This is a genomic window from Acholeplasma oculi, from assembly GCF_900166985.1.
GTDB classification, from domain to species: domain Bacteria; phylum Bacillota_I; class Bacilli_A; order Acholeplasmatales; family Acholeplasmataceae; genus Acholeplasma; species Acholeplasma oculi.
The window spans coordinates 1-21,970 of record NZ_FUZK01000002.1 but is presented as its reverse complement, the minus strand read 5'-3'; the positions used below and the strand labels follow the sequence as shown (position 1 = coordinate 21,970).

25 protein-coding genes, 1 rRNA gene and 1 riboswitch are annotated in these 21,970 nt (G+C 32.8%); of the genes, 25 read left to right on the top strand and 1 reads right to left on the bottom strand.

The annotated features are described in order from the left end of the window. The first annotated feature begins 6 nt into the window (after window positions 1-6). The 10 genes from B5X49_RS04220 (at window position 7) to B5X49_RS04175 (ending at window position 9,113) form a co-directional block, all read left to right on the top strand. A complete protein-coding gene (locus B5X49_RS04220; RefSeq protein ID WP_045748948.1) occupies window positions 7-1,929 on the top strand; it encodes a V-type ATP synthase subunit I in 1,923 nt (640 codons plus the stop codon). A gap of 12 nt (window positions 1,930-1,941) precedes the next feature. Beyond that, the gene (locus tag B5X49_RS04215; RefSeq protein WP_045748949.1) at window positions 1,942-2,394 is read left to right on the top strand and encodes an ATP synthase subunit C; all 453 of its coding nucleotides are present in this window, start codon (window positions 1,942-1,944) and stop codon (window positions 2,392-2,394) included. Between the two features lie 10 nt (window positions 2,395-2,404). Next, entirely contained in the window at window positions 2,405-2,713 is a 309-nt protein-coding gene (locus B5X49_RS04210; RefSeq protein ID WP_045748950.1) for a V-type ATP synthase subunit F, read from the top strand. A 9-nt stretch (window positions 2,714-2,722) separates the two neighbouring features. Next, window positions 2,723-3,292, top strand: coding sequence for a hypothetical protein (locus tag B5X49_RS04205; protein WP_045748951.1), 570 nt, complete (start codon window positions 2,723-2,725; stop codon window positions 3,290-3,292). Window positions 3,293-3,297: 5 nt separating this feature from the next. Then, window positions 3,298-5,043 (top strand): V-type ATP synthase subunit A, encoded by a 1,746-nt coding sequence (locus B5X49_RS04200; protein ID WP_045748952.1) that lies wholly within the window; start codon window positions 3,298-3,300, stop codon window positions 5,041-5,043. Between the two features lie 16 nt (window positions 5,044-5,059). Continuing rightward, a complete protein-coding gene (locus B5X49_RS04195) occupies window positions 5,060-6,499 on the top strand; it encodes a V-type ATP synthase subunit B (protein WP_045748953.1) in 1,440 nt (479 codons plus the stop codon). Between the two features lies 1 nt (window position 6,500). After that, window positions 6,501-7,103, top strand: a complete 603-nt coding sequence (locus B5X49_RS04190; protein WP_045748954.1) for a V-type ATP synthase subunit D — start codon at window positions 6,501-6,503, stop codon at window positions 7,101-7,103. An 11-nt stretch (window positions 7,104-7,114) separates the two neighbouring features. Next, window positions 7,115-7,759 (top strand): S24/S26 family peptidase, encoded by a 645-nt coding sequence (locus B5X49_RS04185; protein WP_045748955.1) that lies wholly within the window; start codon window positions 7,115-7,117, stop codon window positions 7,757-7,759. After that, window positions 7,728-8,396, top strand: a complete 669-nt coding sequence (locus tag B5X49_RS04180) for a uracil-DNA glycosylase (protein ID WP_373422620.1) — start codon at window positions 7,728-7,730, stop codon at window positions 8,394-8,396. Before B5X49_RS04185 ends, B5X49_RS04180 begins: the two co-directional genes overlap by 32 nt. Before the next feature lie 10 nt (window positions 8,397-8,406). Continuing rightward, a riboswitch (THF riboswitch) is annotated at window positions 8,407-8,508 on the top strand. Window positions 8,509-8,543: 35 nt separating this feature from the next. After that, on the top strand, window positions 8,544-9,113 hold the full coding sequence (locus B5X49_RS04175) for a folate family ECF transporter S component (RefSeq protein WP_045748956.1): 570 nt from the start codon (window positions 8,544-8,546) through the stop codon (window positions 9,111-9,113). Between the two features lie 75 nt (window positions 9,114-9,188). On the opposite strand, the gene B5X49_RS04170 is transcribed toward B5X49_RS04175, so the two are convergent. Further along, complete coding sequence (locus tag B5X49_RS04170) at window positions 9,189-9,854, bottom strand: MIP/aquaporin family protein (protein ID WP_045748957.1); 666 nt, start codon at window positions 9,852-9,854, stop codon at window positions 9,189-9,191. Between the two features lie 100 nt (window positions 9,855-9,954). On the opposite strand from B5X49_RS04170, the gene trmFO reads away from it, so the two are divergent. The 15 genes from trmFO to B5X49_RS04095 all read left to right on the top strand — a co-directional run. Beyond that, window positions 9,955-11,238 carry a methylenetetrahydrofolate--tRNA-(uracil(54)-C(5))-methyltransferase (FADH(2)-oxidizing) TrmFO gene (trmFO, locus tag B5X49_RS04165; protein WP_045748958.1) on the top strand — a complete coding sequence of 428 codons (1,284 nt, stop codon included), beginning with the start codon at window positions 9,955-9,957 and terminating at the stop codon, window positions 11,236-11,238. Beyond that, on the top strand, window positions 11,238-12,161 hold the full coding sequence (locus B5X49_RS04160) for a tyrosine-type recombinase/integrase (RefSeq protein ID WP_079560688.1): 924 nt from the start codon (window positions 11,238-11,240) through the stop codon (window positions 12,159-12,161). The genes trmFO and B5X49_RS04160 overlap by 1 nt, the downstream gene beginning before the upstream one ends. Further along, window positions 12,142-12,675: an NUDIX domain-containing protein gene (locus B5X49_RS04155; RefSeq protein WP_045748959.1), complete on the top strand. Its 534-nt coding sequence runs from the start codon at window positions 12,142-12,144 to the stop codon at window positions 12,673-12,675. Before B5X49_RS04160 ends, B5X49_RS04155 begins: the two co-directional genes overlap by 20 nt. After that, window positions 12,672-13,112, top strand: coding sequence for a dUTP diphosphatase (gene dut, locus B5X49_RS04150; RefSeq protein WP_045748960.1), 441 nt, complete (start codon window positions 12,672-12,674; stop codon window positions 13,110-13,112). Before B5X49_RS04155 ends, dut begins: the two co-directional genes overlap by 4 nt. A gap of 220 nt (window positions 13,113-13,332) precedes the next feature. Next, a complete protein-coding gene (rpsB, locus tag B5X49_RS04145) occupies window positions 13,333-14,232 on the top strand; it encodes a 30S ribosomal protein S2 (protein WP_045748961.1) in 900 nt (299 codons plus the stop codon). Window positions 14,233-14,333: 101 nt separating this feature from the next. Then, complete coding sequence (gene tsf, locus B5X49_RS04140; protein WP_045748962.1) at window positions 14,334-15,224, top strand: translation elongation factor Ts; 891 nt, start codon at window positions 14,334-14,336, stop codon at window positions 15,222-15,224. Window positions 15,225-15,248: 24 nt separating this feature from the next. Beyond that, the gene (pyrH, locus tag B5X49_RS04135) at window positions 15,249-15,962 is read left to right on the top strand and encodes a UMP kinase (protein ID WP_045748963.1); all 714 of its coding nucleotides are present in this window, start codon (window positions 15,249-15,251) and stop codon (window positions 15,960-15,962) included. 2 nt (window positions 15,963-15,964) lie between these two features. Then, on the top strand, window positions 15,965-16,519 hold the full coding sequence (gene frr, locus B5X49_RS04130) for a ribosome recycling factor (protein WP_045748964.1): 555 nt from the start codon (window positions 15,965-15,967) through the stop codon (window positions 16,517-16,519). A 36-nt stretch (window positions 16,520-16,555) separates the two neighbouring features. Beyond that, a complete protein-coding gene (locus B5X49_RS04125) occupies window positions 16,556-16,771 on the top strand; it encodes a hypothetical protein (protein ID WP_045748965.1) in 216 nt (71 codons plus the stop codon). Window positions 16,772-16,876: 105 nt separating this feature from the next. Then, the gene (locus tag B5X49_RS04120; RefSeq protein ID WP_045748966.1) at window positions 16,877-17,116 is read left to right on the top strand and encodes a hypothetical protein; all 240 of its coding nucleotides are present in this window, start codon (window positions 16,877-16,879) and stop codon (window positions 17,114-17,116) included. Window positions 17,117-17,181: 65 nt separating this feature from the next. Then, a complete protein-coding gene (locus B5X49_RS04115) occupies window positions 17,182-18,168 on the top strand; it encodes a branched-chain amino acid aminotransferase (protein ID WP_045748967.1) in 987 nt (328 codons plus the stop codon). Between the two features lie 39 nt (window positions 18,169-18,207). Next, on the top strand, window positions 18,208-18,879 hold the full coding sequence (gene uppS / locus B5X49_RS04110) for a polyprenyl diphosphate synthase (RefSeq protein WP_045748968.1): 672 nt from the start codon (window positions 18,208-18,210) through the stop codon (window positions 18,877-18,879). Window position 18,880: 1 nt separating this feature from the next. After that, window positions 18,881-19,840 (top strand): phosphatidate cytidylyltransferase, encoded by a 960-nt coding sequence (locus tag B5X49_RS04105; RefSeq protein WP_045748969.1) that lies wholly within the window; start codon window positions 18,881-18,883, stop codon window positions 19,838-19,840. An 11-nt stretch (window positions 19,841-19,851) separates the two neighbouring features. After that, window positions 19,852-21,390 (top strand): RIP metalloprotease RseP, encoded by a 1,539-nt coding sequence (rseP, locus tag B5X49_RS04100; protein WP_052669902.1) that lies wholly within the window; start codon window positions 19,852-19,854, stop codon window positions 21,388-21,390. Window positions 21,391-21,754: 364 nt separating this feature from the next. Beyond that, window positions 21,755-21,970 (top strand): 16S ribosomal RNA (locus B5X49_RS04095); the annotation flags it as partial.

Genomic DNA, 21,970 nt, shown 5'->3' with positions numbered 1-21,970 from the left:
GTATATATGATAGCAAAAATGCAATTAATAACATTAACGGCTGATAAAGAGAAAGTTGATGAATTATTATCCAAGTTTATAGACTACAAGGGATTCCACCCTGTAGACCCACAAAAAATACTGACAACCGTTCATGGTTCAAGTGCTTATGATGGTGGTAATCCAACGACTGAGTTGATTGAGGAAATTAAGGAAATTGAATCTGAATTAGGTTTAACACTTTTACCTGTAAAAACAAGAGACTTAAAAGATAACTTAGATGATATGCATCAATATATAGTTGATTCTCATCATGCATTTAGTGTAGAATTTAACGATATTAAACGATTAGAATCAGAAAACTCTAAAATGTTGGTTGCTTTACAACAATTAGAATACTTAGAGTCACTAGATTTATCATTTGATGATTTATTTGGAACAAAATTCTTAAGTGTTCGTTTTGGTAAACTACCATTTGATAGTATTGAAAGAGTTTCATATTATCAACATAAACCATTTATATTCATTCCGTTTAGTGAAGATAAAGAAACAAAAGAACTATGGTGTTTATATATTACGAGTAATGAATTTAAAAGAGAAATTGATAACTTATTCACATCCATGTATTTTGAAAGAGTTTATATTCCTGAATTCGTACATGGAACGCCGGGTGATGCAAGAGAAGTATTAAAATCAACGATTGAAAAAAATAAATTAGAAATTGATGAACTTAGAAAATTGCTAATTGAACTCGGTTTAAAATACCAAGAAAAATTAGGTATTATTAAAGGTGAATTAGAATTTTTAAATCTCATGTATGAAGCTAAAAAGTATGTTGTTGGATTTGGAGATAGAATTTCATTAACAGGGTTCATTGAAAAAAATTGTTTAAAAGATTTTGAAAAAACGTTTGAGAGTATTGATACTGTTCAAATTGATATTGATGAAGCAACCAGTGATCAAAGATTCCAACCACCAACAAAACTAAAGAATAATTGGTTTACAAGACCTTTCCAAGTGTTTGTTGAGATGTATGGTATCCCGTCCTATGGAGATGTAGATCCTACAACCTTTATGGCAATTAGTTATACGTTACTCTTTGGAATTATGTTTGGAGATTTCGGTCAAGGGTTATTACTCGCACTCATAGGATTCTTACTTGGTAAATTTAAGGGTTGGAGTTTAGGACCTATTGTTACAAGAATTGGTATGAGTGGTGCATTCTTCGGACTCATCTATGGTGAATTCTTCGGTAATGCACATGTGTTAACGCCACTTTATGACTTCTTAGGTCAGTTTGGTATTACATTCTTACCGTTCCACCCAATGGATTCTCACAACACCATGACACTTTTATTAACCGCAGTTGGTTTAGGTGCTGCATTAATACTCGTATCGATTATTGTGAATACATACTTCAAATTTAAACATAAAGATTATGCACAAGCAATCTGTTCACCTAATGGTGTTTCAGGGCTCCTATTCTATGGATATATATTAGTGGGTATTCTCTTTGAAATGTTGTTAGGAATTCAAGGATTCTTCTCAATCATTCCAATCATTTTATTAATCATCGTACCAATTCTCTTAATATTCTTAAAAGAACCTATTGAGCGTAAGATGCATGGTGAAAAAATGTTTCCTGATGGTTTAGGAGGCTTCTTCATGGAAGGGTTCTTCGAATTGTTTGAAGTACTCTTAAGTTATGTAACAAACACATTATCATTCTTACGTGTAGGTGGATTCGTCTTATCACATGCTGGGTTAATGATGGTTGTTAATGTCCTTGCACAAAACGGAGAAATCTGGTGGGCAATGGCACTTGGTAACTTATTTGTCATGGCACTTGAAGGATTGATTGTCGGTATTCAAGTATTAAGATTAGAGTTTTATGAAATGTTTTCACGTTACTATGATGGTGACGGTATATTATTTAATCCAATAGCCTAGGAGGAAAAGAAAATGGAATGGATTTTATTAGGAATTATAGTTTTAGGTGTAGTGCTTATTGCATTACCATTAGTTAAAGTATTTAAAGGTACAGTGAATGCATTAAGCGCAAAACGCCGTTTAATGGTACATATTGGATTATTTGCGACATTCTTTGTTGCGCTTGCAGTGGTATCACCATTTGCATTCGGTGCTGAGTTTGGAGACCCAGGTGTTGCTGATTCTGGATTCTTTTATCAAGCAGCAGCGTTTGGTTATTTAGGTGCAGCAATCTCAACAGGATGTAGCGCATTAGGTGCAGGTATTGCCGTTGCAGCAGCAGCTCCAGCTGCGATTGGTGCGATTTCAGAAAACCCTAAAAACTTAGGTAAATCTTTAATCTTCGTTGCACTTGGTGAAGGTGTTGCGATTTATGGTTTATTAATCTCTATCTTAATCTTAAATACAATTCCTTCAATTAGTTAAGGAAAAGCATATGAGATTTTATCTTTTAAGTGATAATGTAGATACACTCGTAGGTATGAGATTAGTGGGTATCGAAGGTGATGTTTTACATACAAAAGATGAGCTCTTAAAAGCTCTTGATTTTGTCATGCAAGACGAGTCAATCGCTATTTGTTTGTTAACAACTAAAGTCGTCTTAATTGCGCCCGATGTGATATCAGAGTTAAAACTTAGAAATGTAAGTCCATTATTTGTAGAAATTCCAGATCGCCACGGCAATTCCAATATTGGAGATGCAATTGATGCTTATGTATCTAAGGCGATAGGTGTGAAATTATAGAGGTGTATAATGAAATTTAATAATCCAGAAGAACTCAGTTTATACTTTAAAAAATCAATTGAGCGTGAATCTAAAGCAGAAATTGATGAATTAACTAAAGAAATTAGTGGTATGACTGAAGAAGCAAGAAAACTATTTCAAAAAGAATTAGAAGAAGAAAAATTAGATATACTCGCTGCAAAAGCAAGAGATATCTTTAAACAATATCAAGAAGACTTATCCGTGAAACAACGCACACTGGATCTTTTAGTCATGGAAAAAAGAATGCATTTAATTGATGAACTTTTCCTTGAATTAAGAAAAAGAATTGAAGCCTTTAGATTGACTAAAGACTATCATAAGTGGTTTCAAAAGAAACTAAGTCGATATAACATTAAAGATTTTGAAACAATTGAAATCAATGAAATGGATAAATTCTTAGTTCCTAGTGGATTAGATATCATTATGAACCCTCAAATTAAGGCAGGATTTATATTACATAGTAAAAATCTAAGTGCGGTTGTTGTAGAAACAATCTCATCAAATTTAGAAGAAGCCAGAAAGCATTTCTATCAAGAAGCTAACTGGTTTAGCGAGTAGTCCATATGAAAAATACAATTTATTCAATTAATGGTCCAGTGGTTAAACTGGTAAAAACAAACGATTTTAAAATGTTAGAAAAGGTTTTTGTTGGACCTAAAAAATTAATGGGTGAAGTTATTTCAATCTCTGATGAAGAAACAGTCATTCAAGTTTATGAAACAACTGAAGGTTTAAAACTTGGAGACCCAGTTTACCCTACAGATGAATTAGTTTCAGTTATGCTAGGACCTGGTTTAATGGGTGAAATTTTTGATGGTATTTTAAGACCACTTTCAAAAATTAAAGCAGAAACTGGAGATTTTATTGAAGCAGGTTCAGATATCCCATCTCTAGATTTAGAACGTTTATTTGATGTAGACATTAAAGTTAAAATAGGGGACTACTTAGGACCTGGAATGGTTTATGCAACTACACAAGAATCTAAGAGTATTACCCACAGAATCATGGTACCTCCTTTAATAGAAGGTATTGTTAAAGAAGTAAAAACGAGTGGTTCTTATAAAGTTTCAGATGTTATTTTAACACTTGAAACAAAACAAGGATTAAAGGACTTAAATCTTTATCAAACATGGGCAATTAAAACACCACGCCCAGTTTTAGAAAGATTAGAAATGAATACACCGTTACTTACAGGACAACGTATTATTGATACGTTATTTCCAATCGCTAAAGGTGGTACAGCTGCTATTCCTGGAGGATTTGGTACAGGAAAAACCATGATGCAACACCAATTTGCTAAATGGTGTGATGCCGATATTATTGTTTATATTGGTTGTGGGGAACGTGGAAACGAAATGACACAAGTTCTTGAAGAATTTAGTGAACTCGTAGACCCTAGAACAAAAGAAACATTAATGGAAAGAACGATTTTAATTGCCAATACATCCAATATGCCTGTAGCTGCAAGAGAAGCAAGTATTTATACAGGTCTTACCATTGCAGAGTACTATAGAGATATGGGTTATGATGTTGCAGTTATGGCAGATTCTACCAGTCGTTGGGCTGAGGCATTAAGAGAAATTTCAGCTCGATTAGAAGAAATGCCTGCTGAAGAAGGATTTCCATCTTATCTTCCATCTAGAATTTCTAAATTCTATGAACGTGCTGGTATGATGATTAACTTAAACCGTTCAACAGGATCAGTTTCTATTATTGGTGCAGTTTCACCACAAGGATCAGATTTTAGTGAGCCTGTGACTCAAAATACAAAGCGATTCGTTCGTGCATTTTGGGCACTGGATAAGCAACTTGCTTATCAAAGACACTTTGCCGCAGTCAACTGGAATTTAAGTTATTCTGAATACATGATGGATTTAAGCAGTTGGTATGACAATCAAGTCGATCCTAAATTCTTAAAATATAGAATGCGTATCTTAAGTTTACTTGCAGAAGAAAATAAGTTAATGGAAGTTGTTAAGTTAATAGGTAATGATGTATTACCTGATGATCAGAAAGTCATCATTGAAATCGGACGTGTCATTCGTTTAGGTTTCTTACAACAAAATGCGTTCCATGCAGTTGATACCTATGTACCACTTTCTAAACAATTAAAGATGATGGAAGTTATCCTTCATTTATTTGATGAATCCATTAAATTTATTGAACGTGGTAAAGCAATTTCACTTATATTAAAAACGCATATTTATGAAAAAGTGATTCAAATGAAATACGATATTTCAAACGATGATTTAGAGTCATTTGATAAACTTAAAGAAGCAATTACTGAAACGATTGAAAACATTTACTAGAAAGGGTGACTAAAAAATGAGTTTAGAATATATTGGTTTAAAAAGCATTCAAGGTCCACTGATCTTTCTAGAAGGTGCTAAAAATGTAGGATTTGAAGAAGTTGTTGAAATAAGATTAGAAAACAATGAAGTACGACACGGACGTGTTGTCGCGATCGAAGGTGAATTAGTAGCCATCGAAGTTTTTGAAGGCACTGATGGGATGAGATTAAAAAATGTATATACGAAATTCTTAGGACATCCATTAACTATGGGATTATCTAAAGAAGTATTAGGTCGTACATTTAATGGAGCAGGTAAACCTATTGATGGTTTAGGACCAATTTTCTCTAAAATAACCCTGGATTTAAACGGATTACCAATTAATCCAGTATCTAGAGTTTATCCTAGAAACTTCATACAAACAGGTGTTAGTTCAATTGATACCTTAACCACTTTAATTAGAGGTCAAAAATTACCTATTTTTACTTCCACTGGGTTAACACACAATGAATTAGCAGTTGAAATTGTGAAACATGCAAAAATTGCAGATCAAGAATCAGAAAAATTTTGTATTGTATTTGCTGCAATGGGTGTAAAGCACGATGTTGCTAAATACTTTAAAAAAGAATTTGAACAAGCACACGTAATGGATAGAGTCGTCATGTTTGAAAATGTCGCATCCGATCCGATTATTGAAAGAATTATTACACCAAGAGCTGCACTAACAACCGCAGAATATCTTGCGTATTATGAAGACTATCATGTACTGGTTATCTTAACGGATATGACAGCATATTGTGAAGCTTTAAGAGAGTTTTCATCTTCTAAAAATGAAATTCCTGGACGTAAAGGTTATCCTGGTTATTTATATTCTGATCTATCCAATCTTTATGAAAGAGCTGGAATGATTAAGGGTAAAAAAGGATCTGTGACACAAATTCCAATTTTAACAATGCCAAACGATGACATTACGCATCCGGTACCTGATTTAACTGGATATATTACGGAAGGACAAATTGTTTTAGATAGAAATTTAAAACAACAAGGGGTATTCCCTCCTATTAGTGTTTTACCATCGTTATCCCGTTTGATGAAAGATGGTATTGGTGATAAATACACCAGAAAAGACCACAAAATTCTTGCCGATCAACTTTTTGCAAGCTATGCAAAAGTTCAAGAAGTACGCGCTTTATCACAAGTTATTGGAGAAGATGAATTAAGTGGTGTCGATAAGACATACATGACATTCGGTCGTTTATTTGAGGCACACTTCTTAAATCAAGGTGAAGAAACCAGACGTATTGGTGAATCCTTAGATTTAGGATGGGATTTATTATCCATGTTACCTAAGTTTGAACTCAATAGACTTCAAGAACAAGATATTGAAACATATATTCATAAAGATCGTGCAGAACAAAGATTTAATATCAAAAAAGAAAATAAAATAGAAAAGATTTTAGGAAAGTCAGTATAATATGAACCAAGTCGTACCTACAAAAGGAAACTTACTCAACTTAAAAAAATCATTAGGGCTTGCTAGAAATGGTGAGGTTTTAATGGATCGAAAGAAAAACATTTTGATTAAAGAAATGTTACTTTTGTTGCAGGAAGTTTCAGACTTAAGAGGTACGATTCAATCCACTTATCAAAAAGCATATCAAGCATTACAAGATGCCAATATCACATTGGGTATTGTAGGTGAGATTGCAAAAGCGATTCCTGTGGATGAAAATATCCAAATGACATATCGATCTGTCATGGGTGTTGATTTACCAGTACTTAATTATGAAAGACCGAATATTCGATTATCCTACGGGTTAAGATCAACCAATTCTAAATTTGACTATGCATATAAAATGTTTCAAGATGCTAGAGATTTAACCATTAAACTCGCTCAAATTGATAGTAGTGCATATCGATTAGCAAACGCCATCAGAAAAACTCAAAAAAGACATAATGCATTAAAGAATGTTGTGATTCCGAATATGGAACATGACATTAAAATGATTACAGAAGTCTTAGAAGAACACGAACGTGAAGAGTTTATTCGTTTAAAAGTTATTAAGAAAAATAAATAATAGAGGTTCCTATGAAGAAAAATGTTGTAAGAATAGTCCAATCAACTTTATATTACATATCCATCATTTTTCTTCTTTTTTTACTTATAGTAAGTGTCATGATTCCTAATGGATTAGTCAAAACCATTGGTGTGGGGTGGTACCGAGTAGTTTCAAACTCTATGGAACCCATTATTATGACAGGGGATTATATATTGGTTCTAAGAGACCAAAATGTAGATGCTTTTGAGGATGGCGATATTATTGTTTTTGAAACATATTTTTTAGTACCTGGAATCAATATGTATCAAAAAGAAGTTGTAACTCACCACTTTTATAGAGTCGATGAGGACGGATTTATCATTACATATCCGCATTCACAGTATGGCTTAAGTCCTAGTGAAAGACAATATGATTCATGGAGAAAGGGACCTGGTACACCTTATGATGTAACGGTAGATGATGTCTTAGGTAGACATCTTACAACCATTCCATCATCAGGCATCTTTGGATTTATCTTATCACCTTATGGATTACTGGTGATTGTTGTTAATGTTGGTTTGATTTATGGTTTAATTTATTTCTTTAAGAAAGATGGAAAGAAAAAAGAACTTGAAGTTTGCGAAGAAGAAGTAACTGATGCAGTTGATGAGGATAAAGATCATGACGTGGAATGAACTCATAGATATTGAAAAAGATCAACCTTACTTTATTCAATTGATGAACTTTTTAGATACGGAGCTTCAATCCAAAACCATATATCCTAAAAAAGAAGATTGGTTTCAGGCGTTTCATTTAACCCCACTAGAATCTGTTAAAGTAGTTATTATTGGTCAAGACCCATATCATGGTAAAGACCAAGCCCATGGACTGAGTTTTTCAGTTAAGACATCAAAACTTCCACCATCATTAAAAAATATCTATAAGGAATTACAAATTGACTTACAGATAACACCCCCCATTACAGGGGATTTAACACCATGGGCGAAGCAAGGTGTGTTGTTAATGAATACAGTTTTAACGGTTGAGGAATCTAAACCCTATTCGCATCAACAAAAAGGATGGGAAATATTTACAACAAAAGTCATTGAGGTTTTAAGTCAAAGAAAAAACCCAATCGTCTTTATTTTGTGGGGAAATCATGCGAGAAGTTATAAAAAATGGGTGAATAACTCTAATCATTTAGTCATAGAAGGACCTCATCCTTCACCGCTTTCTGCTTATCATGGATTTTTTGGATCAAACCCTTTTTCTAAAACCAATGATTTTTTGGAAAAACATAATGTTTCTCCAATCGATTGGCGTATTAAATAACGTATAATATAAATAAATAGGAAATATGCGTGAAGTGTCAATTCTAAAACGGATTACGGAATTGAACGAACAAATTATATGATTTGGCGGTATATTTTCTAGATCCCTATTTTTTAGTGGATCTCGACTTTAAGGAGGTCTTTTTTCATGGTTCAAAAAACATTAAGAAAACTAACGCTTGCTGCGATTTTAACAGCAATCTCAATTGTTTTAGATATCGTATTTAAAACAATTGTTCCACAAGGGATTTCTTTTGGATTTCCATTCTATAGCATACCATTAGTAATAGGTTCCATTGTATTAGGACCCATCTACGGTGGAATGATGGGATTTTTATCGGATGCAATTGGATTTTATGCAAGTGCAAGCACATACCCTTTTGATATCTTATTTTCACTACAGGCAATGAGTTGGGGAGTGATACCTTTTTTTATTGCAAAAAGACATTCCAAATGGTGGGTTATATTGATAGCAATTACAATCACACATATAACTGCAACCTCTTTATCAACTTTTGCAAACTTCATGAGTAGTTATGCATTTAATGGAGGGGATATCAATGCTGCTTTGATATATGCTTTTAAAAATGTACCATTAAGACTCTTGATGATGCCTGTCAATATTATTGTGATCACATATGTAACAACGATTATGAATCGTAGATTAGAACCCTTGTATGTAGAGTTTTTCCAAGACAAAAAAATACTTAATACATAATAAAAAAGCACTTCCTCTAGATATATGACTTACAGATATCTGATAGAAGTGCTTTTTAATTAAGTGTGTTATAGGTTATGATTTGAGTGAATCAAAATAACTTACAAAAACAGATGCTAAGAATCCACCGACGAGTGGACCTACAATAAAGATCCATAATTGTTCTAAAGCTACGCCACCTTCAAATAAAGCAGGCATGATAGAACGTACAGGATTTAAACCAGCATTGGTTAATGGACCTGCAAAATAAATGAGTGCTGCTAATGTGAGTCCGATGATTAATCCAGCGAGTTTACTCAGTTCTTTTTGACTTGTTACACGTAAAATCACAAAGACAAAGATAAATGTTGCAACAAGTTCAACTAATAATCCAAGTAGTAATACCATAGTTGCTTCACTTCCACCAAAATCAACTAATACTTTTGTAGATGCTAAATCATTCATACCACCCATAAAAGGTACTAAGCATAAAATAGCGAATAATCCACCTAATAACTGAAATAAGACATAAAATCCAAAATCTTTCCAAGATAATCTTTTAGAAAATGCCATACCCAAGGATACTGCAGGATTAAAATGTCCTCCTGATACACTACCAACGGCGTAAATCATAAACATGAGTGTTAAACCAAATGCAAGTGCAACACTTGTTAACTCAAGGTTGGTTACACCAGCGCTTAATCCAACAAGTAGTAAAGCGAAAGTTCCTAAAAACTCTGCTAAATAAGCTTTTAATTTCATATAATCATTCCTCCAAATGACATTATAAACTATTTATAGTATAAACTCTAATAAAGTGAACTTAAGAACTAATTCATGTTATAATTTATTTGGTGAAAATATGATAAAAATAATTGGAGCTGGATTAGCAGGCAGTGAAGCTGCTTACTATTTAGCAAATAAAGGTTACAAAGTAAAACTATATGAAATGAGACCCATTGTTCAAACGCCTGCACATCAAACAGCAAATTTTGCTGAACTTGTATGTTCAAACTCATTTCGTTCAAATGACCCACATAATGCTGTAGGTCTTTTAAAAGAAGAAATGCGTTTTTTTAATTCGCTTATCTTGGAAGCATCCGATCATACATTCGTCCCTGCAGGTTCAAGTTTAGCAGTTGACAGAGTTATGTTTTCAGAATATGTCACACAAAAAATTAAGAATCACCCAAATATTGAAGTGATTCATGAAGAAGTTACATCCTTAAACCCAGATGAATATACAATTGTTGCAGCAGGTCCGCTTGCAAGTGATGGGTTAAGTCAGTTTATAAAAGAAACATTTCATCAAGAAAGTCTTCATTTTTTTGATGCAGTCGCACCGATTATTGCTGCGGATAGTATTAATATGGATATTGCTTATTTAAAGAGTCGTTATGATAAAGGTGAAGCCGCATATTTAAATTGTCCACTGAGTAAAGAAGAATATGAAAACTTTTATCATGAACTGATGCATGCAGAACGTGTTGTTCCAAAAGATTTTGAAAATAACGTATTTGAAGGTTGCATGCCTGTAGAAGATATGGGTGAAAGAGGTATTGAAACATTATTATACGGACCCCTAAAACCCGTAGGTTTAAGAAAACCTAATGGTGAAAGACCTTATGCAGTGGTTCAACTGAGACAGGATGATTTAAATAAAACGATGTATAACATGGTAGGTTTTCAAACACATTTAAAATGGCCTGAACAAAAAAGAATTATTCAAATGATTCCAGGGTTAGAAAAAGCCGAAATTTTAAGATATGGTGTCATACATAAAAATACGTATTTAGAATCCCCTAAACATTTAAACAATGGATATCAAGTCATCACACATCTTAAATGGTTCTTTGCAGGACAAATTAGTGGTGTTGAAGGGTATGTAGAGTCTGCTGCATCCGGTATAAGTGCAGCGATTCATATGGCTAACTACATCGAAAAACAAGAAATTAATCCACTGCCTCAAGATACTATGATGGGTGCAATGGCTAGATATATTTCCAATCATCACGAGACATTTGTCCCAATGAATGCGAATTTTGGATTAGTAGAACCTGTAGAAGCTAAGAAATTTGACCGTAAAAAAGTGTATCATGATCGTGCAATTCAAGCACTTAAAAATTATTTAGGAATGGAAGATTAATGGATATTATTTCAATTTATAAAGATTATTTATCAATTGAAAAAAAGTATAGTTCTTTTACTGTGGAAAGTTATATTCATGATATCACATCCTTTGAATCCTTCTTAAAAACAGAAGGACTTGCAAGAGATTTATTAGATGCAAAAAGAGAAAGACTTGCAAGAAATTACATATCTTATTTGGATAATCAAAACTATGAAAAAAAATCAATTGCTAGAAAAATCTCAGCATTAAAGAACTTTTATACATTTTTAGTGGATAAGTCTTATATTGAAATGAATATTTTTGATACAGTGAAGGCACCAAAGATTCCTAAAAACTTGCCTCATATCATTGATGATGAGGCAATTTCATATTTATTTAAATCAATTGATACAAATACCCCTTTGGGCTATAGAAATTATTTAATTTTAGATATGTTATATAGTTTAGGATTACGTGCATCTGAAATTGTTGAAATCAAGATAGGAGATATCTATTTATCCAATCAGCAAATTTTGATTCATGGTAAAGGCTCTAAAGATCGATATGTTGTCTTACATGAAAAACTAATTACAGAGTTAAAGCATTATTTAACATTTGTTAGAATTCATTTATTATCAAAAGGTCATGAAACATTAAATGATTATTTACTTATCAATTATAAGGGTAGTCAACTTTCAAGTCGAGGTCTTAGAGTTATTTTAAATCAGATCATTAAAAATAGTGGTGAAACCTATAAAATTCACCCACATATGCTTAGACACGCATTTGCAACCACGATGATTAATCATGGTGCAGATTTAAGAGTCGTTCAGGAATTACTTGGACATGAAAACTTAAAGTCTACTCAAATCTATACACATGTCTCACATGAAAAAATAAAAGAAACCTATACAAAAACACATCCAAGGATGGTTAAGCATGATAAACTTAGCAAATAGAATTATTGAAGAAGGTTTAGAAAACCAAACACATCAAAAAACACGTACAACCATTCGTGCAATTATATATAAACATAAAAAACTATTCATGGTTTATTCAAAAGCGTTTGCTGACTATACGTTTCCTGGTGGTGGATTAAAAAGGTCAGAATCACATCTGGATGGTTTAAAAAGAGAGCTTAAAGAAGAACTTGGAGCAAATCAAGTTTTTAATGAAAAACCACTGGGTTATATGGAAGAACTACGTTATGGATTAAGTAGTCAAGAAACTGTTTATTTACAAACTTCTTATTATTATTTTGTTGAAGTTGATGATCTGGGTGAACAGTCTTTAATGGAAAGAGAAGCATCTCATGGTGTTGAACCCGTTTGGATTTCAATTGATGAGGCGATCCATACGAATCGATTGGCGATGCAAACAAATCATCACCATAAAGGTATGAAAACAGTACTACCTAGAGAAATTGAAGTATTAAAAGTATTAAAAAAACTAGAAGATGAGGGTAAATTATGAGAAAATTTGAAGTTATTAAAGCATATTTAGATCAAAACATTCAAAAACCTAAAAGAAGTTCTAAATTCAGTGCAGGTTATGATATTGAAAGTGCAGAAGATTTAAGCATCGCACCAGGTGAGATTAAAAAAGTTCCAACAGGCTTAAAAGTTTTAATGCCTAATGATGAAGTTTTAATGATCTATCCTAGAAGTTCTTTAGGAATTAAAAAAGGATTAATTACATCGAATGCTGTTGGAGTTGTGGATAGTGATTATTATAACAACTTAGATAATGAAGGACATTTAATGATTCCTTTATATAATTTTTCTAAAGAAGTTGTAGAAATCAAAAAAGGTGAACGTGTTGCTCAAGGCATCTTTCAAAAATACTTTTTAACAGAAGATGATGAGGCAACAGAAAAACGTTTAGGTGGATTTGGTAGTACAGGTCAATAAAATAAGAATTCAAGTGGTTTTATGTAAAAAAAACGGAATTAACGTCTATTTTACATAAAAATCTATGAACTTATCTTGCAAAACATATATGAATATGGTATATTTAAAAGGCTGTTAAATACGCATGTAACATGTTTCCTTAGTCGGTGCTAAATAATTAGTGGCTAAGCTATAAGTGTTACAGAGGAAAAAAACAAAAAAACGAAAGGAAGTATATATAATGGCAGTAGTTTCAATGAAACAATTATTAGAGTCTGGCGTTCATTTCGGACACCAAACTAGAAGATGGAATCCTAAAATGGCTCCATACATCTTTACAGCTCTTAAAGATATCCACATCATCGATTTAAAGAAAACTGCAGAAGAGATTGAAAAAGCTTATTCTGCATTATTCGATATCGTAAAAGATGGTGGACAAGTACTATTTGTTGGTACTAAAAAACAAGCTCAAGAAGCAGTAAAAGAAGAGGCTATCCGCTCAGGTCAATTCTATGTTGACCACAGATGGTTAGGTGGAACTTTAACAAACTTCAAGACAATCAGAAAACGTATTAAGTTATTACAAGACTTATATGTTGCTGAAGAAAGCGGTAATTGGGAAAAATTACCTAAGAAAGAAGTTTTAGGACTTGTTAAATTAAGAACAAGACTTGAAAGATTCTTAGGTGGTATTAAAGATATGCAAAGATTACCACAAGCATTATATGTTGTTGACCCAAGAACTGAAGAAATCGCAGTACTTGAAGCACGTAAATTAGGTATTCCTGTTTTCGGTATCGTTGATACAAACTGTGACCCTGATTTAGTAGACTATGTAATTCCTGCTAACGACGATGCAATTCGTGCAGTTAAATTAATTACATGGGTTATGGGTAATGCAGTTATCGAAGCTCAAGGTGGCGTTGTTGAAAAATATGATGACGAAGAAACAGCACCTTTTGAACATGATAGAGATTCTAAAAAATCATCTACAGACAAAGAAGCTAAAAAACCTTCTAAAGAGTCAATTGACTTATCCACTTTGAAAGTCTCTGAACTTAAAGACTTAGCTAAAGCAAAGGGAATTGAAAATTACGCTGATTTAAAAAAAGCTGACTTAATAGCAGCTTTAAGTAAGTAATTGATGACTAAGGGGATGAGATAATCATCCCCTTATTTTTAAAAAAATAAATAAAAATATAGTATAATAAATATGATAATATGTGAAGGAGAAATATAATTATGGCAATTACTGCAGCTATGGTTAAAGAATTAAGAGATAAAACTGGTGCAGGTATGTTAGACTGCAAAAAGGCTTTAGAAGAAACAAATGGTGATGTTAATTTAGCAATTGATTACCTTAGAGAAAAAGGTATTGCAAAAGCTGCTAAAAAAGCAGATAGAATTGCTGCTGAAGGTTTAACTTCAGTATTAATCAAAGGTAATGATGCATTATTGTTTGAATTAAATTCAGAAACAGATTTCGTTGCTAAAAACGATCAATTCTTAGCATTACTTGAAAAATTAGGTGCTTTATTGATTGACTCTAACGTTCAAACAGCAGAAGAAGCATTAAAATTAGTGAACGCTGAAGGTTTATCTGTTGAACAATTATTACTTGGTGCAACAGCAACTATTGGAGAAAAAATTTCTCTTAGACGTTTAGTAAGAAAAACTAAGAAAGATTCTGAAGGTTTCGGATCTTATGCTCACATGGGTGGTAAGATTTCTGTATTAACTATTTTAGAAAAAGAAGATGCAACAGTTGCTAAAGATTTAGCAATGCACATCACAGTATTTAAGCCAAGATTCTTAAAGAGAGAAGATGTGGATCAAGAAACAGTTGCACATGAAACAAAAATCATTACTGAAATGATGGCTAATGATGAGTCATTAGCAAACAAACCAGAAAAGGTATTACAAGGTATCTTACAAGGTAAATTAAGCAAAGTTTTACAAGAGTTTGTTTTAGTCGAACAAGCATATGTGAAAGACCCTGCAATTAAAGTTAAGGATTATTTAAAATCAAATAATAACCAAATCGTTGACTATGTACGTTTAGAAGTTGGCGAAGGTATTGAAAAGGTAGAATCAGACTTCGCAGCTGAAGTTATGGCTCAAGTTAAAAAATAAACCACTTAAAGGAGTTGAGTAACGATGTACCAACGTGTCATATTAAAACTCTCCGGAGAGGCTTTGAAAGGCGAAGGTCACTACGGTATTGATCCTAAAACAGTCAAATCAATTGCTTTAGAGATAAAAAAATTAAGAGCACTCAATATTGAAGTGGCTGTTGTAGTTGGAGCAGGTAACCTTTTCCGTGGTAAAACAGGAGAAGAACTTGGAATGGATAGAGCTCAAGCAGATTATATGGGCATGTTAGGCACCATTATGAATGCACTTGCTTTACAAGACGCTTTAGAAGGTATTTCAGTTCCAACACGCGTCATGACTGCATTACAAATTGCAGCAGTTGCGGAGCCTTATATTAGAAGACGAGCACTAAGACACTTCGAAAAAGGTCGTGTCGTTGTCTTAGCTGGTGGTACAGGTTCACCGTATTTCTCAACCGATACAACAGCAGCACTAAGAGCTGCCGAACTCGATTGTCAAGTGATTTTAATGGCTAAAAATGGAGTCGATGGTGTTTATGATAAAGACCCTAGAAAACATAGTGATGCCGTTTTATTAAAAAAAGTATCGCACCAAGAAGTATTAGAAAAAAACTTACAGATTATGGATTCTACTGCAGCAAGTCTTTGTAAAGAAAATCATATTGAAATACTCGTATTTGATATGAATCAAGAAGGCAATATATTAAAAGCTGCAATGCAAGAAGACATAGGAACAATTGTAAAGAATGGAGTCTAATGATGAATGAACAAGCAGATATGCTCTTACTAGAAATCGAAGAGAAAATGGAAAAAAGTGTGCACGCACTCGACCGTGAATATGCAGCGGTACGTACAGGTCGTGCAAACCCTAATTTACTTGATCGTATTTTTGTAAGTTACTATGGTGTGGAAACACCATTAAAACAAGTTGCATCTGTCTCAGTTCCTGAGGCACAACAACTCTATATTAAACCGTTTGATAAATCTGTATTAAAAGATATCGAACATGCAATTAACCAATCTAATTTAGGATTACCTCCTAGAAATGATGGAACAGGTATTCGTTTAATGTTACCAGCACTTACTGAAGATAGACGTCGTCAACTCGTTAAAGATGTTGAAAAAATGTCTGAAAGTGGTAAGGTAGCTGTTAGAAATGTACGCCGTGAAGGTAATGAACATCTTAAAAAACTTGGTTTAACTGAAGATGATGAAAAAGGATATTTAGAAGATATTCAAACATTAACAGATAAATATGTTAAAATAATAGATGACAAGACAAAAGTTAAGTCAGAAGAGCTTCTCGTAATTTAAAGTATTAAAAATATTTTGAAGAAAGGAGGTCATATCATGGCAGCAAAAGCTAAGGTTTATTTAGGTTTAGATTTTATCGTTTCATTGATTCTAGCAATCATACTTCCTACAAATGTTATACTAGGAATCGTTACTAGAGTACAAAGAGGCAATATTTTAGGTGCGGTTTTAAATTTCTTCTTATGGCCAGTCTTTTATATTGTTGATTTAATCACCTTCATTCTTCACAAAGATTTAATTTTCTTAGCATAAAGATTACAAGAAACCATTCAATAATCGGATGGTTTTTTATTGGTTTTCTTGAAATCGTATTTCAAGAGGTATATAATAGATATATATAAAGAAAAGGGTGATAGTATGGAATTTGTAAAATGGATGGATGAACTACCTTTTATAGGTAAGTTATTGTTGTCATTGCCGATTGTTGATTTAACATGGGCAATTTACCGTATTATCAAAGGCGTAAACAACAAAAATAACGGTTTATTAATTGTTGGAATTCTTTGGGTTGTCTTTGGTAGTTATGCACTATGGTTAGTAGACTTTATCACGACCATTATTTTAGGTAAACCTGTTCTTACAGATAATCTAGAGTAAATGAAACGTCAGTCGAACTGACGTTTTTTTATATGGTATAATAATAAAAAAATGGAGGATGACTTATGAAAATAGAAGGATTCAAATATCATGGAACCAATCAGGCGTTCTATGCAACTTATAAAGATGGTGCTTGGGACGAAGGGGTCATGTCGGATTCGATTTTTTTTGAGATATCTTCTGTCGCTGTGGCACTTCAATATGGACAATCCGTTTTTGAAGGTTTAAAGGCCTATCGTACAAAAAACAATGACGTTTTATTATTTAGACCAGATGCCAATGCGAAAAGATTAAAAGGTTCATGTGAAAGATTATTAATACCACCTGTTCCAGAGGAATTATTCATAAAGGCAATTAAACAAGTAGTCGATGCAAATAGAGATTTAGTACCAAGTTATGAATCTAAAGGTTCTTTATATATTCGTCCATTTGTTATTGGAACAGAAACAGTGATGGGTGTTCGTTCTGCTAATGAGTTTTTATTTGGTGTCATTGCAACACCGGTTGGAAGTTATTTTAAGGATGGATTTAATCCAATATCGTTAACAACCACACCTTATGACCGTGCTGCACCCAATGGTTTAGGACATGTTAAAACTGGAGCAAATTATGCAGCGAGTCTCTATCCGAAGCATCTTGCAAAACAAAAAGGTTTTGATGATTGTTTATACCTAGATCCTAAGACACATACCAAAGTAGATGAGACAGGTGCAACAAATATTATCGCAATAACCAAAGACAATCAATTTGTCACACCACAATCCAAATCGATTTTGCCAAGTATTACCAATCAAAGTTTACAAATGATCGCGAAAAAATATTTAGGTATGGATGTTATACATCGCGATATCCCACTTCATGAATTAAAAGATTTTGAAGAAATTGGTGCATGTGGAACAGCCGCAGTCATTACACCAATTTCAAGAATTCATCATGAAGGTGAAGAATTTACCTTTGAATCCTATGAAAAATTACATAAATTATACGATTTACTTCAAGGAATACAGTATGGTGATGTAAAAGATGAGTTTGGGTGGGTAATTAAAGTATAGTTTTGTTATAATTGATTTAGGTTATGCGAGGATGATTTGATGAAGAAAAATATAAATTTGCCCAAACATATAGCAATTATATTAGATGGTAATGGTAGATATGCAAAAAGACGTGGACTTCCAAGGTCATTTGGTCATTACCGTGGTGGCATGAATTTAGTAGATATAGCAAGCTATACAAATAAAATAGGTATACAGATGCTTACTGTATATGCCTTTTCAACTGAAAACTGGAAAAGACCAGAAGATGAAGTGAAATTTTTAATGTCTAAACCCATTGAAATGATTCATGATAATTTAGAGAAATTTAAATCATCAACCATTAAAGTACTTTTTAAAGGTAGAAGAGATAGAATTCCTAAATCATTACTTGAAACCATTGAAATGTTAGAAGATCTTACCAAAGATCATGAAGGTATGATATTAAATATTTGTTTTGACTATGGCAGTTATGATGAACTTTTAAGAGCCGTTCAATTATCAAAAGAAATAACATGTGATGAAATTACATCCAACTTAATGATACCGACACCTGTGGATTTATTGATACGTACTGGTGGAGAATATCGTTTATCGAATTTTATGTTGTGGCAAATCTCTTATGCAGAACTCTATTTTACAAAAGTATTATGGCCAGCATTTAATCAGAGACACTTAAATAAAGCATTGAAAGTATACTCAAAACGTCATAGACGCTTTGGAGGATTATAATATGAGAAAAAGAATTATCACAGGATTAATACTGGCAGCACTTCTTATACCGATTACAGTTTTAAACCATCCCTTATGGATGTTTAATATCTTTCAATTTGTGATGATTCTATTTGTCATTATGGGTTCGATTGAAATGCTTAACATGTATGAGAAGGAAAAACCAATTAAAATTGCAGTAAAGATCATTATTATTATTTTAGCTTTACTGACCTATATGAATATCGGTGGATTGATTGAACCGCTCAATCCCATCACATTACCTGGTTTAAACCTTATCACATTAACTTTAAATCCAATCGTCATTATTGCACTTGTAACTATCATTTTATTGAGTTTATTAGTATTTATTGATGATTTTAGTGGTGCGGATGTTGGTAAAGCATTAACCATTATAAATTATGTGGGTTTAGGTGCAGCATCTGTAACAATTCTTCGTTTCTTAGGTGTTCGATTTATTGTCTATGTTGCAATCATCAGCGTATTTACAGACGTATTTGCATATTTCTTTGGAATGAAATTTGGCAAACATAAGATGGCACCAAGAATTTCACCTAAAAAATCATGGGAAGGTGCAATAGCAGGAACATTCTTTGGAACACTCTCAGCTTCTTTATTTGCCTTATTCTATGGAGTCATTTTCCAATCTAACGGATTCTTAGGAGATGTATTTAATCCACTGGACTATAGAACTATTTTTGATAACTTTACAACACTGAGTAATCAACCACTTCACATACAAGCACTGATCATTGTTCCAATTACACTCATTGGTTCAGTTGGTGCTCAAGTTGGTGACTTAGTAGCTTCTAAATTCAAACGTACCTATCATATTAAAGACTTTGGAAATATATTTCCAGGTCATGGTGGCGTTTTAGACAGATTTGACTCTATTTTATTTATTGGATTAATTTTCTTAAGTATATTTATTGTCATCACTCAGTTTTATCCGCTCGTATAAAGGAGTATTACATGCAACCATTTGAACTTATATTTAATATATTATTATTCTTAATTGTCTTAACGCTGATTATTTCAATACATGAACTTGGACACTTTTTACTTGCTAAAAGAGCAGGTATATTAATTCATGAGTTTTCAATCGGTATGGGACCAACCATTGTAACAAAGAAAAAAGGAGATACGAGTTACTCCATTCGTGCGATTCCACTGGGTGGATATGTTGCAATGTCTGGAGAAAATGGAGATCAAGCTTTAATTTCTAAGGGTTCTATGATTGGAATCAACTTAAATGAAATTGGTTTAGTTAAAGAAATTGTCTTGGATCAAACGATTGAGAAACGTTTAATTGAAGGAGAAGTCATCGACTTTGATTTATATGGTAAGAATTTAAGTGAATTATTTATTGATTTAAAACTTAAAGATGATACAATCCAAAGATTCCAAGTAACTAGAGATGCAAAATACGTGTATCAAAAACAAAAATCACTTCAAATCACACCTGAGGAATCTAGTTTCTCATCTAAAACGATTTGGGAGAGATTCTTAGTATTATTCTTTGGTCCATTAATGAATTTCTTACTTGCTTTAGTGATTTTATTTATTGTAGCAATCGTACAAGGAAAACCACTTGAAGATAACGTTATTTATGAAACAAGTAATCCAATGTTAATGAAGGGTGATGTCATTACTGAAATTAATGGCACGCCAACTGAAAATATTTATGATATTCGCTCATCTTTAAGTACGATTGATTCTAATGAAGTTACGATACAAGTATTTAGAAATGGTACATCTGAAACCATGACGATTCCTGTTACACTTGTTATGCAAAATATAGGTATTGTGAACTCAATGTCTGGAGATAACCGAGATCAACTCTATATTGCTGGTTTAGGTGGCAAGGCAAGTGCAGCTGGTTTAAATGTGGGAGATTTAATAACACATATCAATGGCAATGCTGTAACTACGTGGTCAGAAGTACTTTCCATATCAAAAAATTATCAAGATTTAAATATTGAGGTCTCAGTATTAAGAGATGGTGAGCAATTAACTTACTCATATGCAGTACTTTCACATGATGCTTTAACAAGTTTAGGTGTTGAAAGTGTGCAAGTGATCTTAGGATTCCAATTAGGTTATGAGTTTGATTTACTTTATACACTTTATTATCCATTCCAAAAATTTGGAAGTTCTGTAACTGAAATGGTAGCAACCATTAGACTCTTATTTACACCAACCAGTGGAGTTGGAGTAGGAGACTTAGCAGGACCTGTAGGAATCTTTAGCTTAGTATCGAATGCAGCTAAAGGTGGATTTGTAAGTCTAATGGTATTTACTGCATTTTTATCAGTGAATATTGGTCTTATGAATTTATTACCAATCCCAGCTTTAGATGGTGGTAGACTTGTATTCTTAGGATATGAAGCAATTACGAAAAAGAAGATTCCAGCAAAATTCGAAGGTTTGGTAAATAATGGCTTCTTTATCTTATTGTTATTACTCTTTGTCTATGTGACATGGAACGACATTTTAAGATTATTTACATAATTCAAAAGTAGAAGATCAATCAATAGATTGGTCTTTTTCATTAAAAAAGTGGCTTTATAGAGGGTTTTATTATACTTAAATGAATTAAAATACTTTTTTAAGTTTTTTTTCTCTTTAAAGGTTGACTTTATTTTAGAGTGTGTTAAAATATTACAGGTCGCTCCTTTAGAAGGCAAAAATTCAACAGCTTATCTATAGATAAACCAGAAAACAACAAAAGTTAAAAAAAGTTGTTGACAAGGTTATTTTATAATGATAGAATGAATAAGCGCTTCAAAAGAAGTGAGCAAAAAAGTCTTTGAAAACTGAATGATGATGAACAAGAGATAACAAAAAGCAAAGAGCTAAAATCAAACAAAAACATTAAATGGAGAGTTTGATCCTGGCTCAGGATGAACGCTGGCGGCGTGCCTAATACATGCAAGTCGAACGAACCACTTCGGTGGTTAGTGGCGAACGGGTGAGTAACACGTAGATAACCTGCCTAAAACTCGAGGATAACACCGGGAAACTGGTGCTAATACTGGATAGGATGTAAGGATGATTTTCTTACATTTAAAGATTAATCGGTTTTAGAGGG